Here is a 17,349-nt window from a genome sequence, read left to right on the forward strand (position 1 = left end):
AACGTTTCCCCCTGTATCCTTCTGGCCTGATGCCTACATCTCACTGTAGGTGCCCTTGAATTTTACAAGCTTGGGACGGTAGCCCGCGCTGGTAAGGGCAGATACAATCTGATTCTTATGTTCTGTGCCGAACGCCTCCATGGTGATGCGCAACTCCACGGCAGCATTTCGGTTGATGCTGATGAACTGGTTGTGCTCCAGCTTGATGATATTGCCCTGCTCCTTTGCAAGAAGGGCGGATACCCTGGCCAGCTCTCCCGGCTTGTCAGGAAGCAGCACGGACACGGTAAACACACGGTCCCTCTCAATCAGGCCGTGCTGCACGATGGAGGACATGGTGATGACGTCCATATTGCCGCCGCTTAAGATGGATACAATCTTCTTTTTCTGTACGTTCAGATGCTTTAAGGCCGCCACAGTCAGAAGGCCGGAATTCTCCACAACCATCTTGTGGTTTTCTACCATGTCAAGGAAAGCCACAATCAGCTCGCTGTCCTCGATGGTGATGATGCTGTCCACATTTTCCTGTATGTAAGGGAACAGCTTTTCGCCGGGACGCTTCACCGCCGTGCCGTCCGCAATGGTGTTCACCTGGGGAAGTCCCACCACCTTTCCCTCCTTAAGGGATACCTGCATGCAGTTGGCGCCTGCCGGCTCCACGCCAATAACCTTAATCTTCGGGTTCAAAAGCTTGGCCAGTGTGGAAACGCCGGTACAGAGACCGCCTCCGCCGATGGGAACCAGGATATAGTCCACCGTGGGAAGCTCCTTGATGATTTCCATGGCAATGGTGCCCTGTCCCGTAGCCACGTCCAGGTCATCGAAAGGATGTACAAAGGTATATCCGAACTCCTCCGCCAGCTTATAGGCGTGATCGCAGGCCTCATCGAACACGTCCCCCTCCAGCACCACGTCGGCGCCGTAGCTCTTGGTTCGGTTCACCTTCATAAGAGGCGTGGTGGTGGGCATGACAACAGTTGCCTTTACGCCGGCCAGCTTGGCTGCGTAGGCCACGCCCTGGGCATGGTTGCCGGCTGATGCAGTAATCAGTCCTTTGGACTTCTCCTCCTCGGTCAGGGTGTGTATCTTATAGTAGGCTCCCCTCACCTTATAGGCGCCCGTGTACTGCATGTTCTCCGGCTTGAAAAATACCTTGTTTCCTGTCTGGGCAGAGAAATACTCACTGTATACCAGTTTTGTCTCTGTGGTCACATCTTTCACAAGCTCGGAGGCCTCTTCAAATCTTTCCAGTGTCAGTTCTTCCATATCTTGGTCCTTCTTTCCCTTACTTTTATCCTATACTATAGCACGTCAATGTATTAAATTCAAGATGGATTCTCCTCCGCCTGCTTCTGCACATGGAACAGGGCATTGACAAAGTCATCTGCATTGAATTTCTGCAAATCGTCTATCTTCTCCCCGATTCCAATATATTTTACAGGAATTCCCAGTTCGGACTGAATGGCCACGGCAATGCCTCCTTTGGCTGTGCCGTCCAGCTTGGTCAGGATAATGCCTGTGATGTCGGCAACCTCCATGAACTGGCGGGCCTGGGCCAGGGCATTCTGTCCCGTGGTGCCGTCTAACACCACCAGAGTCTCTCTGTAGGCATCCGGATACTCCTTGTCAATGATGCGGTTGATTTTCTTAAGCTCTTCCATCAGATTCTTTTTATTGTGAAGCCTTCCGGCCGTATCACAGATAAGCACGTCCGCCTTCCTGGACTTGGCTGCCGCCACTGCGTCGTAGATAACAGCCGCCGGGTCGGATCCCTCCTGCTGCGCAATCAGCTCCACGCCGGCCCTTGATGCCCATTCGGTCAGCTGCTCAATGGCAGCCGCCCGGAAGGTATCTGCAGCCGCCAGTATGACCCTGCGCCCGTCGTCCTTAAGCTGTCCGGCCAGCTTGCCCACAGACGTGGTCTTGCCCACTCCGTTGACGCCGATAACCAGAACCACGGACTTCCTGTGCTCAAATTCGTATGCGTTTTCCCCTAAGTCCATCTGCTCCTTGATGCTGTTGATCAAAAGCTCCTTGCACTCCTCCGGTTCCCGGATATGCTGCTCCTTCACCTTCTTGCGCAAATCCTCCACAATGGACATGGTGGTCTGGATTCCCAAATCTCCCATGATAAGGGTCTCCTCTATCTCCTCATAGAAATCATCGTCAATGGCGGAAAAACCACTGAAAATGGAGTCTATCCCTGACACGATATTGCTGCGGGTCTTGGCCAGGCCCTCTACCAGGCGCCCGAAAAAGCCCTTCCTTCCCTCTGCCATAAATCATTCTCCTTTTTGTGTCTTACATTTAGGTCTTATATACAATAAATATATATATGAATCATCATATCATAACTTTCACTATTTATCCAGTTGCACTATTTATCCAGGTCATCCGCAATGAGGTTCACGCTGACCAGCGTGGATACGCCCTTTTCCTGCATGGTGATGCCGTAGAGGCGGTCCGCTGAGACCATGGTGCCTCTTCTGTGGGTGATGACAATGAACTGGGTATTCCTGGTCAGCTTGTGAAGGTATCCCGCGAAGCGGTCCACATTGGAATCATCCAGGGCCGCCTCAATCTCATCCAGAAGACAGAAGGGGGACGGCTTTAGGTTCTGGATGGCAAACAGCAGGGAAATGGCTGTAAGGGCCTTTTCACCGCCTGAGAGCTGCATCATATTCTGCAGCTTCTTACCGGGGGGCTGGGCAATGATCTGTATGCCTGCCTCCAGGATATCCTCGTCCTCCATCAGTTCCAGTGTGCCCCGTCCGCCTCCGAACAATTCCTTAAAGACCTTGTCGAATTCAGCCCGGATTTCACCGAACTTTTCTTCAAACTGGCGCCGCATCCCGGTATCCAGTTCCTCGATGATTTTCTCCAGCTCGGCCTGGGCAGTGACCAGGTCCTCATGCTGGGTGCGCATAAACTCGTAGCGCTCCGATACCTCTTTGTAATCCTCGATGGCGTTGACATTGATGTTGCCCAGTCCCTTTATCCTGGATTTCAATTCGTCTATGAGCTTCTTTACCTCAGGGACGGACTGGTATTCCTCTCTCTTAAGCTCCAGGGCCGTGGAATAAGTCATCTCATATTCAGACCACATATAGGCAGTGGACGCCTCCAGTTTTTCCTCCAGCTTTTCCCTCTGGGCCTGGATGCGGAACATATCCTTGTCCAGCTCTGCCAGGCGGGCGGTCAGTTCCTCCCGCTTTGCCAGAAACGCCTTCTGCCTGGAGGACATCTCCTCCTTCTCGGACTCATGGCCAGCCATCACCTGTTCCAGCTCCTTCATATGCACCATGGCATTCTGAATCAGTTCTCCCAGATGGGCAATCTCCCGGCGTTTGCCCTCAATCACCTGTTCGGAATTTCCCGTGCCTTCGGCCAGTGAGTCAAACTCCTCCGTAAGCTTCTCTATTTCTCCGGACACACGGTCTGCGTTTTCGCGGATAAAGTCCTGTTTCTGGCGCAGGTTGGCTGCCTCCATCTGAAGGGCCGACAGGGCCGCAGCGCAGGTCTCCCGCTCTTTTCTGGAGGTCTCCAGAAGAACCGTCTTGTCCTCGATCTCCTGGTTGGCCTGGGTGCTCACCTGCTCCAGCTCCCTGGAGTCCTGGGTGAGGGCTGTGCGGCTCTCATTGATTTCCTTTACCTGCTCTTCCAGCTGGCCGTGCTCGCGCACCAGGTCCGTGGATGACTCCGCTATCTCCGCTTTCTTGTCCTCCAGCTGGGATATGTTCATGCGGATGGTATTCTCCCGGATGGCCATGGACTGCATGTCGGCGCGCAGCTTCTCCAGTTCTCCCTTTTTCTCCTGGGCCATGGATTCTTCCAGGTTAAGCTCCTTTTGAATCTTCTCCACCTGGACCAGGGCCTTGCTGCAGGTATTCTCTAACTCCTCAATCTCCCTGCGCCGCCCCAGCAGGTTGCTGGAATTCTTAAAGGCGCCGCCCGTCATGGAACCGCCGGCGCTTAAGAGCTCGCCCTCCAGGGTGACGATGCGGAGACTGTATTTATACTTTCTGGCCAGTGCAATGGCATTGTCGATGGTATCTGCCACCACCACCCGGCCTAACAGATACCTGGCCAGGCCTTCATACCGTGAATCCACCTGGACCAGATCGCTGGCCAGCCCCAGAACCCCTTTCTCCTTCAGGGCGGCCGGCTGGGAAAATGTCTGTTTGCCGTTAATGCTGGTTAACGGCAGGAAGGTTGCCCTGCCGTATTTATTCTTCTTCAGATATTCAATCAGCTGTTTGGCCGTTGCCTCTGAATCCGTCACAATGTTCTGGATGCTTCCGCCCAGGGCTGTCTCGATGGCCGTCTCATACTTCTGGCTGGTGGTGATGATATCCGCCACCACCCCATGTATGCCGTGTACCCGATCGCGCACCTCCATGACCCTGCGGATGCTGTTGCCGTAGCCGTCATAGCGTTCCGCCAGGTTTTTAAGAGATTCCAGCTTGGTGTAGGCCATATGGTATTCCTGCTGGGTATCGTTTAAATTCCGGTTCAGGCGGTGGGATTCCTGCTCAGCCTTAAGAAGGGCGTCCTCGGCTTCCTGAGCCGCGAACTGTTTTTTCTCCAGCTCCTCATTCAGCTGGTCCAACAAAGCCCGTTCCCTGCCGATAAGCTCGTCCTGCACCGACTCGTCGCTCTTGAATCTGAGAAGCTTTTGGGATACCTCGCTGCGCCGTAAATTCACCTGCTCCAGCATAGTCTCATACCGCTGCTGTCTGGCAGTCAGGGAGGCTCTCTCGTTGAGGGCCTGAATGATACTTGCCTTTGCCCCTTCAATGGCTTCCTCCAGCCGGCGGATGGACTCGTCCTGGTCCCCAAGACGGGCTCCGGCTTCCTCCTGGCGCTTTACAGCATCCCTCACCTGGTCGCCCATGGCCTTTCGTTCTTCTCTATAGGAGGCCAGCTGCTGATTCTTGGCAGCCAGCTCCTCCTTGATCACGTCCCGCCTGTGCTCCAGATGCTCCTGGTTCATCTCCTCCGTATGTATCTGTTCCTTCAGAACATTAATCTGGCCTTCCAGATTCCCCTTCAGCACAGTGCCCTGGCTCAGCTCATCCCGGTCAGCTGCCATGCGGCGCTCCAGGTCCGCCAGAGTCTGCTCCAGCTCCTCGTATCCGGCCTTCAGGCGCTCAGACTCCCTGCCCGTGTCCTCCATATCGCCGGAGAGAACCTGATGGCGCTTCTCCACTTCCTCCAGCTGCGTGCCTGTTCCCTCTGTCTCCATGAGGAAGAGGTTGGCATCGCAAATCTTAAGGCTGTCCTTTAACTGAAGATACTCCCTGGCTGCCCTGGACTGACGTTCCAGGGGACCTACCTGCTTCTCCAGCTCAGAGAGGATATCGCTTACACGGACCAGGTTGGCCTGCTCGTCCTCCAGCTTCTTCTGGGCAATGGCCTTGCGGCGCTTAAATTTAACGATACCGGCAGCTTCATCAAAAAGCTCCCGGCGTTCTTCCGGCTTGCCGCTTAATATTCTGTCAATCTGTCCCTGTCCGATGATGGAGTATCCCTCTTTGCCGATACCCGTATCATAAAACAGCTCGTTGATATCCTTAAGTCTGCAGGCGCTGCCGTTTATCATATATTCGCTCTCACCGGAACGGTAGAGTCGGCGGGATACCGTCACCTGGTCATAGTCAATGGCCAGCTGATGATCGCTGTTGTCCAGGGTAATGGCCACGTAGGCAAACCCCTGGGGCTTTCTCATCTCGGTTCCCGCAAAGATGACGTCCTGCATGCTGGCGCCGCGCAGCTGCTTGATGCGCTGTTCGCCCAGCACCCAGCGCACGGCGTCAGCCACATTGCTCTTTCCGCTGCCGTTGGGGCCCACGATGCCGGTGATGCCGTTATGGAATTCAAATACCAGCTTATTGGCAAAAGATTTAAACCCCTGAATCTCAATACTTTTTAAATACATAGTCCACCTGCTTATTCTTCTGCTGCGGCTTCCTGTGCCTTAAGCTTCAGTATGCCGTTATAGGCAGCCACCTGCTCGGCTGCCTTCTTGGTACGTCCCGCGCCGCGGCCCACCTCCTCATCCCCGATTTTGGCGCAGACCTCAAAGGATTTATTGTGATCCGGCCCTTCCTCACGGATGATCTCATAGGACAGGGGCGCCTCCTGGCGGCTCTGCACCATCTCCTGTAAGATAGTCTTGCTATCATAAAAGAGCTGCTTGTGTTCAATGTCGTTTAAGATAAAACGATGAATGAACTCTTTTGCATTAGCAAAACCACCGTCCAGATAAATCGCGCCAATCAGGGCCTCCATGGCGTCTGACACCACGGAATTGCGGTTCCTGCCGCCGGTGGCGTCCTCACCCTTGCCCAGATACAGGTATTGGCCCAGCTCAATGTCCCCTGCGCAGTAAGCCAGGGTGGGTTCGCACACAATGCTGGCCCTGATTTTCGTCAAATCTCCCTCAGGCAGCGTTTCATACTTGCGGTAGAGGAATTCACTGGTCACGATTTCCAGGACAGCATCCCCCAGAAACTCCAGGCGCTCATTGCATCTGCTGTGGTCCAGACGGTGTTCGTTGGCATAGGAGCTGTGGGTCAGGGCCTGAGTAAACAGGTTCTTGTTCTTAAACTCGTATGCAATCCTCTCTTCCAGTTCTTTTAAATGACTGTTCATAATGATCCTTCCTTCTTCAAATACACTTTGGGACAGGCCTTTAAAACAAGCCTCCCAAACGCACAAAAAGGGCTGTGCTTACAGCCCCTGTGCCTGTCCGTTAGTTTAAAGCGTTCTTAATCTGCTCTACTGCATCGCCTACTGTTACAATCTGTTCTGCAGCCTCATTTGGAATCTCTATGTCGAATTCCTCTTCAATTCCCATGATAATCTGGAAAATGTCCAGTGAATCCGCACCCAGGTCATCTACGAATGTAGCTGCCATTGTCACTTCCTCCGGTTCAATGTTCAACACTTCTGCGATAATACCCTGTAATTTCTCAAATTCCATCTCTTAGCTCCTCTTTCTTAAATCTTGATTTTTACTTCGTCCTTCGGACTTATTCTTCGTTCTGAACGTTCAGGCACTGTTGGATTTTACCATTGATATCCTGTTCCTTAAACGTCACACATTGAATAATGGAATTACGCACCTCCGTGCGCTTTGAATTGCCGTGGGTCTTGACCACAAGGCCTTTCAGACCCAGCAGGGGTGCTCCGCCGTACTGGCTGCCGTCAAAGGATTTAAGCGTTTCCTTGAGGGCCGGCTTCACCAAAAGGGCGCCAATCTTGCTGCGCAGGGTGGACATCATACCGCCCTTCACCATACTGATCAAGGTGGCCCCAACCCCCTCATACAGCTTCAGGATTACATTGCCCACAAATGCCTCACAGACAATGACATCCGCTCCGCCATGGGGAATTTCCCTGGCTTCAATGCTTCCGGTGAAGTTGATCCCCTTACATTCCTTTAACAGGGGAAATGTCTCCTTCACCAGCGCATTGCCTTTTTCTTCCTCCGCACCGATATTGACAATGGCCACCCGCGGGTTCTTTATTCCCATCACATGCTCCATATAGATGGAACCCATCTGGGCAAACTGCACCAGATGGGACGCTCTGGCATCCACATTGGCTCCACAGTCAATCAAAAGTGATACGCCCTTCTCCGTAGGAATAAGCGGTGCCAGCGGGGGACGTTCCACACCTTTGCTGCGCCCCACTATCACCTGTCCGCCTACCAGGATTGCCCCGGAACTTCCGGCGGATACAAAGGCGTCGGCCTCCCCCTGTTTTACAAGGTTTAAGCCTACCACGATGGAAGAGTCTTTCTTCTTACGGATAGCGTTTACCGGCGGCTCCTCAGTGGCAATGACTTCTGTGGCGTTCACAACCTGAATCCGGTCCTTGTCGTAGGTGTGCTTTGACAGTTCTGAAACAACTGCCTGCTCCTGCCCCACAAGAAGCACCTGAATGCCAGGTTTTGCGTTCACAGCCTCCACTGCTCCGGCTACCATCTCGCCCGGCGCATAATCCCCGCCCATGGCGTCTACCGCTACTTTAATCATAATGACTCTCCTTTCGGTCCTGCATACAACTTATAATATACTAGATATCATTCTATAAATCAATATATTTTTTCAATGGTTTTGGGGGAATTAAGAACCCATGTTCCTGTCCGCTGCAGACGTACAAACGTTAAAAATATGCATACTTCTGCAACTTTGCAAAGTCGTTAGACAATCGGTTCATAACATGGTAAAATAAGTTCTATAGACCTTGTGGGGGCATATTATGAAGCAATGCCCCTCCCACTCCATTTAGCAGGTGAATAACATGACAAATGATAAAACAGATATTCTGGGACAATTCGGATTTGAACTGGATGCGGCTCTTTTTTACGATGCCATCGTAAAGAGTACGGACGATTATGTCTATATTGTCAATATGAAAACCGACACATCCCTGATATCGGAAAACATGGTCAGGGACTTCGAGCTTCCGGGCAGAATCGTGCCCGGACTGGTACCTCTCTGGGGCAGTCTGATTCACGAACGTGACAGGGCTCGATATGATGAATCCATCGAACAAATGTTAAGCGGCCTGACGGATGTACACGATGTGGAGTATCAGGTCCGAAACAGAAAGAATGAGTACGTCTGGGTCGTATGCCGCGGCGTCCTCCAGAGGGACCAGCAGGGCAGTCCCGCCATGTTTGCGGGCATTGTGACCAATTTAAGCCACAGGGGTAAGGTGGACTATGTCACCGGTCTGTTTATGCAGCAGGAATGCGAACGCGTGGTGGAGGAATGCCTGTCCGAAGGCCAGAGTGGTGGAATTCTGCTCCTGGGCCTGGATGATTTCTCCGGCATCAACAATTTGAAAGGACACATATACGGCGATTCCGTCCTGCGCCAGTTTGCCCAGAACGTCCAGAGGCTCCTGCCAGATTACGCCAGCATATACCGCCATGACGGGGACCAGTTTGTCATTGTGTGCCAGAATACGTCCTACGGCGAGATAGCCCTGCTCTATGAAGTCATAAACAGCTACAGCGACTGCCGCCATGAGGTGGACGGAATCCAGTACTATTGTACGGTTTCCGGCGGAATCGCCGTATTCTGCCAGGACGGTTCCAGCTATACGGAGCTTTTGACCTGTGCATCCGGTGCCCTGGAAACCTCCAAGCATAAGGGCAAGAACAAGTGCACCCTCTATGACGAGGAGCTGATTCACACCAGACTGCGCTCCCTGGAAATCATGGACCGTTTAAGAAGCAGCGTCATGAACCATATGGAGGGATTCTCTGTGGTCTACCAGCCCATTGTGCGTTCCAGCGACACAAAGATTGCCGAGGCCGAGGCGCTGCTGCGCTGGTCCTGTAAGGACATGGGCAGTGTATCTCCCCTTGAATTCATCCCTTTGCTGGAATCCAGCGGCCTCATTATCCCAGTGGGAAAGTGGGTGCTGGAGCAGTCTGTCCGCCAATGCTGCAAATGGCTTGCCTGTGTACCGGATTTTGTGATGAACGTCAACTGCTCCTACCTACAGATGCTGGATGAGGACTTTGTACAATCCGTCAAAGAAATCATTAACCGTTACAGACTGGACCCCAGCCATATTGTGCTGGAGCTGACGGAGAGCCGCTTTGTCACGGACCAGGACCGCTTAAACGATACATTTATGCGTCTGCGCAGCCTTAACATACGGCTGGCCATGGATGATTTCGGCACAGGCTACTCGTCCCTGAGCTGTCTGTCCTGTACGCCGGCCGACATTGTAAAGATTGACCGTGAATTCATCAGGGGAATCTGCGACCAGTCCCACTCCTTCAACCGTTCCTTCATCGGGTCTGTGATAAATCTCTGCCATAGCGTGGGAATATCCGTATGTGCAGAGGGCGTGGAGGAAAAAGACGAGCTGGAAACCGTCCTCAGATTGAAAGCTGATTCCGTACAGGGATTTTATTTTTCAAAGCCGGTTACACCTGATGAATTTGAAAAACAGCATATAAAGCATCCTGATATAGGGTAAGCCTGTTTTATATTCTCTCAAATTCCGCTATCTCCAGAGGCCTGCTGTAATAGTAGCCCTGAATGGCGGTACATCCGAAGGAAGTCAGCAGTTCCAGCTGTTCCTGGTTTTCCACCCCTTCTGCCACACATTCCACCTGCAGGCTGTGGCACATATCAATAATGCATTTTACCACAGTCTGATTGGTCTGGTTTTCCACCAGGTCATCCATCAGGGATTTATCCAGCTTTACCTCGTCAAACTGCATGATGGAAAGAATGGACATATTGGCATAGTTGGCCCCGAAATCATCCAGGGAGATACGAAATCCAGCTTCCCGAAGTTTTGAACCAATGGATTCAATCACCTTGCGCTCAATGTCCCCTATGCTTTCTGTTATCTCAATCATGACCAGGCGGGCGGGGATATGGTATCTTTTCTGCATATCTGTCAGCACCCGGAACAGGTCCCTTTCAAGCAGCGTAATCCGCGAAAAATTGACCGAAACAGGAATAAGCTCCCTGCCTCGCTCCTTCCAGTCTGAAAGCAGTTTAAATACCTGCTCCAGCATATAGAAATCCAGATACCGTATAAGCTTTGTCTTCTCCAGAAGGGGCACGAAATTCAGCGGCTGTGTGGATTCGGTACCGGCTGCCCGATAACGCACCAGGGCCTCGGCGGAACACACCTTACCGGTCAGGGGATTATACTTTGGCTGGAGACAGAGACGGTAACAGCCCTCTTCCATGTCCTGTAGCAGACGATTCAGGTATTCCGGCGAATAGTGCTTGCGTTCCTGGCTGCTGTCCTTATAATAAATCTGTTTGTTCACAAGCATCAGTTCTTCCGCATGGCGCATCAGCCGGTCAAAATCCGCCAGGTGTTCTTCCCAGGTACACCCCAGTGAGACACCGTTTGGGGTGCGGCTGTCTAACATCCATTCCATTTTCCCGACCCGCTCCATGAATTCCTCATATGCTGATTCCAGGCTGACAATAATAAACTCATCCCCGCTGAGCCGGAATATGCTGGCCCCTGCAAAAGAGGAGGCCATGACGGATGCCGCCTCTTTGATGGTCATATCTCCCCGGCTTTGCCCATAATCACGGTTTAACTGCTTTAAGTCATTGATATCCCCGGCCACAATTCCGCAGGATACCGCCTTGCCGCTTCTCATCAAATCATTGCGGAAATGCACAAAGCTTTCTCTGTTCAGCAGGCCGCTGAGGCTGTCATGGGCAGCTTCATACTCCAGGCGCTCATAGAGGCGTCTCTTTTTTATCTCATTCGCAATATTATAGGCAATGGAATCCAGCAGCTTAATGGTGTCCTGGTTGATGTTGGGATTGTCGATTCCAATATATCCGCTGAAGGCGGATTCGTCTTCAAACGGCACAGCAAAGAGGCTGTCCGTGTTTCTGGCGGTCAGGTAACGGTACTCGCTGGGGTATGAATCCCTAAGTTCCCCGGTTCTGGAGATAATCAGGTGCTGCTTTTTGTTAAAGGTCTCAAACAAATAGGGAATCCCATCCAGGGGCACCTGCTGCAAGGCTGCCTTTTGGGAAGGAATTCCAGCCCGGCACCATTCATAGGTATTACGGGCAAATCCCTGTACACGGTCAATTTCTATGATATAGGCCCGCTCTCCGCCGTAAAAATCAGCTATCATTTCCAGCGTACGGTTAATGGCATCATCCAGGTAGTCCGCAGTATTCAGGACCCGCAGCGTTTCCAGCATAACGGTTTCCATATGGTATTTGGATGTATGGCTGCCGCGCTCCTTCACGCGGTCTCCCACATCCACTGCGATTTCCATGCGGGCAGGCCTTCCCTCCCATTCCACCAGCTTATCCTTTACAATGAAGTTCTTATTTAAGTGGGGATTCTCATATTCCCACACGTAGAAGCCGTCCTTGCTCAGTTTGGCATTGGTGCAGAAGGGACATGGGGTATCCCTGCCCTGAAGTACACGATGGCATTTGCTGTTTCGCACGTCCTCCTGCTTAAGACCTGTCAGCGACCTGCCAGCCCGGTTAAGATAAAGAAGGCTGTAGTCCCGGATATCGCTGACATAGATGATTTCCTCCAGTTCATCTAAAAGCGGTGTTTCATATAAGATCATATCCTGCTCCATGATTGTCTCCCTTTTTACTGTACCGTGTGATGTTCCTGTTCCGTGTCCGGCCGGGAAGTCCTTCCCGCTTCATCTTCTATCCGGAAATTATTTTTACCGCTGTTTTTAACTTCATAGAGCAGGGTATCCGCCCTCTGATAAAGCGTGGTATAGTCGTCCTCCCTGCGGCTTATAGATATACCGATGCTGACAGTCGCAGCAGGGTATCCGGACGCCCTGCATTTAGCCTGCAGTGAATCAAACAGTGCATTGCAGCATTTTGCCAGATGGTTTTCCCCTGTATAGGGTACACAGACGATAAATTCATCTCCGCCCATACGGGCAGTGACAGCCTCCCCGCAAAAAGATTCCCTTAGCGCTTTTGCTGTATGAATCAGCACCTGGTCCCCCGTATAATGGCCGTAACGGTCATTGATTTCCTTAAAGCCGTCTAAGTCTATGACAGCCAGAGCAAGGGCGCCGGTATGCAGGTTTATCATCCGGGTGATCTCCATTTTTGCTGCCGCTATATTGTAAATCCCCGTCAGAGCGTCCCGTTTGCTCCGCTGCTCCAGTCTCTCCCTTTCCAGCTTGTCGCCATGGATATTCTGTAAGCGTCCGATGGCAGAATCAGCCTGATTCCCGTCGAAAATCACTTTTATGACTGCACGGTGCCACTTGGTGTCCCCATTCGGCAGCACCATCAGAATCTCTGTATCCACATCCTGTCTCTGCTCCAGCAGATAATACAGAGATGGGAGACCCTCCTCCTGTCCGCTGCTTCCCTGATACCGCGAATACTGCCCGATGCTTTTATCCGTGCCGAAGATTTCAACGCCCTCCCTTGATAGGGTCAGCACATCACTGCCATAGTCATACGTAAAGGTCACTTCCTTCAATATGTCTGAGAGATAGCGGTAACGGGTATTTTCCAGTTCAATCTGCCGCTTCATCCTCATCTGGCTTCTGTAATGGGCATAAATCAGGGCCAGCAGGCCGGAAGCAGCCAACAGGGTAAACAAAATGAAGGGAACGGAATTATCCCTGATAAAGGTCCTGAGAGTCACTTCCTGTTTCTGCTGCGCATTGTTGTAGATGTATTTTTCCAGTTCACCCGTCTCTATGGAACGGATTCCTTTATTCAGGATAGCCAGTATCTGTTTATCATCCTTTCTCAAAATACCTATGCTGTATTTCACACTGTCACTGCCGGCCTGGGGATAGATAGCCACATGCTCGTACTGGTTGCGGCTCAGATAATAAGAGGCAGTGTAACTGTTGCTGTATGTATAATCGCACTCTCCCCTTTCAACTGCGTTAAGACTTTCCTCCAGAGAATCATAGAACCGCACATCCGTCCGGTCATCGTCGCTTTTGCGCATGCCCATATACACAGCCTGTACCCTGCCCTTCAGGTTTGTCATATCAAACCCGTCGCGGGCCACCAGCACACTCTCTGTCTCCAGATATGGATTGCTTAAAAGAACATTTCTCCGTTGGACTGCATCATAATCATACAGGATAGACAGAATCACATCGGCTCTGCCTTCATTTAACGCCTGTTCAAATTCACTGTAATCATCCGCGTAAACATACTCCAGCGTCCATCCGGCCTTTTGGGCTATACTGCTGAGCAGGTCTCTGGCTACGCCCTGCACCTGTCCTTTTCCATCGTAGTACTGGATGGGGCCAAACCCGTCATGGACCAGTACCTTAAGTACCGGATGTTCCTGTATGTATTCCCGCTCCTTGCTGTTGAGGTGCATCTGGCTTCCGGACCGGGAAAAATACTTATTATACAAGTTCATTTGAAGGGTGGGATTATTCTCACTGATATAGGAGATTGCCCGGTTCAGTTCATTGATTATTTTGGTATTACCCTTGGTGGTGGCAAAATAAAAGGGAGTAGGCGAAAATTTAGCAACAGGACGGAATCCCTGGGACAGGGATACATCAACGGACAGCAATGCGTCCGCCTTACCGGAATAAACCCTCTCCTCCTGCTCCCCATCCCTCTCGCACCAAACGATCTCATACTGGATGCCATTGAGCTTCGCGTACTGGTAAAACTTTTCGTTATGGTAATCTGCCTGTTTCAAAAGCGCTATGCGCAGTCCCTTGAAATCAGAAAGATTATATTCATCAATGCGGTCATCATCATCCCGGACCGCAATCACACTGTACGCGTTGCCGTAGTTTTCACTGGGAAAATCAAAAACAGAGGAAGTCTGCTTGTTGTTATTCATGGCTCCAACAAGATCCAGTTCCCCCCGTTCCAGCATATCCATCATTTGAATCAACTGTTCATCCATGGATCCTTGGGGTTCCACAAACTCATAGGTCCATCCTGTGTACTGTCCAATCTCTTTCAGATAATCATAGGTATAACCCGCATAATTGCCATTTTCATCCTTCATGGTCAGACCCGACTGCACGGGAAATCCCACCCGAATCACAGACTCTGCTTCTGCTCCATAGGAAACAAAACTGTATGGCAGTATCAGGCAGTATATTGCAGACAAAACCATCCTATATTTTTTAATCAATTGGTTCATGGATTCTCTCCCGGTCGTTTATATCTATTATTCATGTACATAATATCCCATCCATTATATAACAGCTTGCCGCATATAACAATGTAAATCACTCCCCATGCTGTTAAGACAGAGAGGGGGATTCCCCCTTATGGAAAAATCCCCTTTTTGTTTACCTTGGCAAGCCGGTTCCGCCGCAATGTTTCCAGCCAATGTATTTCCAGCAGTTCTTCTGCTTTATTATCCCTTGCTTCCGTTCTTTCTTTGCGGTCCAGTCCTCATTCCCCAAAAAACAGAAGAAATAGGATAATCATGCTATATAAACATATTGTAACCCTAATATCTTAAAACTTCAATGTCAAATTATTTATGTTTCCAGCAATGTTCCGGCAAATGCGCCTGCATCAAGATTCGCATTGTGAACCGGACGTCAGCGTGGTAAAATATACTCAGATAAAACCGTGATACTTTCAAATTATCCAGGAGGGATTTTTATGAATTATGAAGGACAAATCTGCCGCGGTCCCATGGAGCGTTCGTCCTATATGCTTCCGGTTGCTGTTGGCTGTTCTTACAACCGGTGTAAATTCTGCACCCTGTTCCGGCATCTGAAATACAGGGAACTTCCCATGGAGCAAATTGAGGCAGAACTGGAAAGAGTCCGCAGCCTGGGCGGCAATCCAAAGCATGTCTTTCTTGGGGACGGCAATGCCTTTGGCCTGGGTATAAAACGTCTGCTGGAAATAACAGACCTGATTCACCGTTATTTTCCGGACTGCCAAGCCATCAATATGGATGGGACCATCACCAATATTCAGGCCAAGTCCCAGGAAGAGCTGCGGGCCCTTCGGGAGGCAGGTATACGTCATCTGTATCTGGGCATTGAAAGCGGTCTGGACGATGTCCTGCGTTATATGGGAAAGGACCATAATCTGGACCAGGCATACCGTCAAATCGACCGCATCCAAAGTGCAGGGTTTATATTCGATGCCCATATCATGACCGGAATCGCGGGACATGGAAGGGGACTCGAGAACGGAACTGCCACCGCAGAATTCTTTAACCGCACCCAGCCGCAGCGCATTATAAATTTCTCTCTGTTCCTGTTTCACAGCGCCCCGCTGTATCAGGAAGCGCAGGCCAAAATCTTCATCCCTGCCACTGAGCTGGAGAACCTGCAGGAGGAACGGCTGCTTCTGGAGCTTCTGAATACGGATGGGCCTTTGACTTACGACGGGTTTCATGACCGTATTGAATTCAGAGTGCGCGGTACCTTGCCTGATGACAAGATGAAAATGTTAGACAGGCTGGATCTGGCCATCGAAGGGTACAGGGAGCATGAGCCTGTCATTGCAGCCGCAGATGATTCGCCCGGAGCATATTCCATTTAAAAACACTAAAACAATCTTGCCTTCATATAATATCGTAACTGAAACCCTTGTCCTGACCCATGGATTCCAAGCAACCGTTTTTTCAGGAATATGGAAGCGTATTATTGATTGGATTCTAAATCGGACAAACCATGTTCAGTCTGTAATAAATATGAGGGAGTGAATTTAAATGAGATATGATTATGCGAACGGTATGAACCGAGGTGAATACTCATATGATGAGTCGAATGAATATTCCGGATATGATAACAGGTACGCAGAGCCCATGGGCATAAAGCCCAATTCCTTTTACCACAGATGCTGCCAAGGTCCAACCGGTCCCGCTGGTCCGCCTGGTTGTCCGGGTCTGCCCGGTCCCATAGGGCCCCGGGGCTGCCCAGGCCCTCAGGGCATCACCGGACCAACCGGGGCAATGGGGCCTCAGGGCTATGTAGGCCCCACCGGCCCTATGGGTCCAACCGGTCCTGCTGGTCAGGCTGGCGCAGTTGGGCCTACGGGCCCAGCCGGTTCCACCGGCCCTATGGGTCCCGCCGGAACTACGGGAGTGACCGGAGCCACCGGCCCTACAGGTCCTGCTGGTAATGAGAATTCTGTCAGCTGCCGCTGTAAGGAGCAAATGAGGAATATAATCCAGCAAATTATTGCTTTATATCCAAATAATAATTTATTGGTGACTTTGAGTAGCGGTGATGCATCTTTTGGACGCCCTGGTTCTTTGATATTAGGGCCGGATGGACGTACCGGAGTATTTGAAGTGATAAATCCTCAAAATCAAATGCAGTATTTATCTATATGCAGCATAGATACGATTCAAATAGACAATGCAACGTATAATGATACAATTGTTTATTTGCCAGAGCCGTTTCCCGCTCCCACAGACTGCTGCGCTGATTGCCAAGCAGCCATTCGTTCTCTTTTGCCTGTGGGAACAGCTGGGGTTAATATAATAACCAGCAGCCAAACTCCATCCGTGGGAACCGTTATTAGAAATGAATATGGCATGTTAGTACTTTCCAATGAAGCCAGAACCAATATAACCTTTGTCTCATCCTGCAGCATTGATCTGTTTTTGATTAATACCTGAGACAGTTAGGAACAGGTGTACACCCGCTTTTTCCAATGCGGTAAAACAGCCTCCCTGAAACGTGTATAACACTTGACAGCATACCCATGAGTGGCTATAATGACTATAATATGAAGAGGAAAGGGTGAGTGCAATGTTATTCGGTAAGTTCTGCATTGATTATAGCTCCGGACAATTTGATATTTTAAAACATTGTACGGAGCCTGAAAATACGAAAACAATAGCCGGCAGCTATTAGAT

General features: G+C 50.8%; 11 protein-coding genes. 3 read left to right on the plus strand and 8 right to left on the minus strand.

The genetic code is table 11. The annotated features are described in order from the left end of the window. Nucleotides 1-33: 33 nt before the first annotated feature. The 6 genes from ilvA to plsX all read right to left on the minus strand — a co-directional run bounded on the left by ilvA (nt 34) and on the right by plsX (nt 8,042). Nucleotides 34-1,266, minus strand: coding sequence for a threonine ammonia-lyase (gene ilvA / locus CGC65_RS15520; RefSeq protein ID WP_002564304.1), 1,233 nt, complete (start codon nt 1,264-1,266; stop codon nt 34-36). A 59-nt stretch (nt 1,267-1,325) separates the two neighbouring features. Beyond that, a complete protein-coding gene (gene ftsY / locus CGC65_RS15525; RefSeq protein WP_002564305.1) occupies nt 1,326-2,279 on the minus strand; it encodes a signal recognition particle-docking protein FtsY in 954 nt (317 codons plus the stop codon). Between the two features lie 98 nt (nt 2,280-2,377). After that, nucleotides 2,378-5,938 carry a chromosome segregation protein SMC gene (gene smc / locus CGC65_RS15530; RefSeq protein ID WP_002564306.1) on the minus strand — a complete coding sequence of 1,187 codons (3,561 nt, stop codon included), beginning with the start codon at nt 5,936-5,938 and terminating at the stop codon, nt 2,378-2,380. An 11-nt stretch (nt 5,939-5,949) separates the two neighbouring features. Next, nucleotides 5,950-6,654 carry a ribonuclease III gene (gene rnc / locus CGC65_RS15535; protein WP_002564307.1) on the minus strand — a complete coding sequence of 235 codons (705 nt, stop codon included), beginning with the start codon at nt 6,652-6,654 and terminating at the stop codon, nt 5,950-5,952. Nucleotides 6,655-6,754: 100 nt separating this feature from the next. Next, nucleotides 6,755-6,985: an acyl carrier protein gene (gene acpP, locus CGC65_RS15540; RefSeq protein WP_002564308.1), complete on the minus strand. Its 231-nt coding sequence runs from the start codon at nt 6,983-6,985 to the stop codon at nt 6,755-6,757. Nucleotides 6,986-7,034: 49 nt separating this feature from the next. Next, entirely contained in the window at nt 7,035-8,042 is a 1,008-nt protein-coding gene (gene plsX / locus CGC65_RS15545; protein WP_002564309.1) for a phosphate acyltransferase PlsX, read from the minus strand. A 268-nt stretch (nt 8,043-8,310) separates the two neighbouring features. On the opposite strand from plsX, the gene CGC65_RS15550 reads away from it, so the two are divergent. After that, entirely contained in the window at nt 8,311-10,008 is a 1,698-nt protein-coding gene (locus CGC65_RS15550; RefSeq protein ID WP_002564310.1) for a putative bifunctional diguanylate cyclase/phosphodiesterase, read from the plus strand. Nucleotides 10,009-10,015: 7 nt separating this feature from the next. On the opposite strand, the gene CGC65_RS15555 is transcribed toward CGC65_RS15550, so the two are convergent. Both CGC65_RS15555 and CGC65_RS15560 read right to left on the minus strand, forming a co-directional pair. Further along, nucleotides 10,016-12,121 (minus strand): sensor domain-containing diguanylate cyclase, encoded by a 2,106-nt coding sequence (locus tag CGC65_RS15555; protein WP_002564311.1) that lies wholly within the window; start codon nt 12,119-12,121, stop codon nt 10,016-10,018. Between the two features lie 14 nt (nt 12,122-12,135). Further along, entirely contained in the window at nt 12,136-14,655 is a 2,520-nt protein-coding gene (locus CGC65_RS15560) for a transporter substrate-binding domain-containing diguanylate cyclase (protein ID WP_002564312.1), read from the minus strand. Nucleotides 14,656-15,128: 473 nt separating this feature from the next. Here CGC65_RS15560 and CGC65_RS15565 point away from each other — a divergent pair, with 473 nt between their 5' ends. Then, nucleotides 15,129-16,025, plus strand: a complete 897-nt coding sequence (locus CGC65_RS15565; protein ID WP_002564313.1) for a radical SAM protein — start codon at nt 15,129-15,131, stop codon at nt 16,023-16,025. Nucleotides 16,026-16,194: 169 nt separating this feature from the next. After that, on the plus strand, nt 16,195-17,109 hold the full coding sequence (locus CGC65_RS32550; protein ID WP_002564314.1) for a collagen-like protein: 915 nt from the start codon (nt 16,195-16,197) through the stop codon (nt 17,107-17,109). Nucleotides 17,110-17,349: the final 240 nt, after the last annotated feature.

Source organism: Enterocloster bolteae (assembly GCF_002234575.2).
GTDB lineage: Bacteria > Bacillota > Clostridia > Lachnospirales > Lachnospiraceae > Enterocloster > Enterocloster bolteae.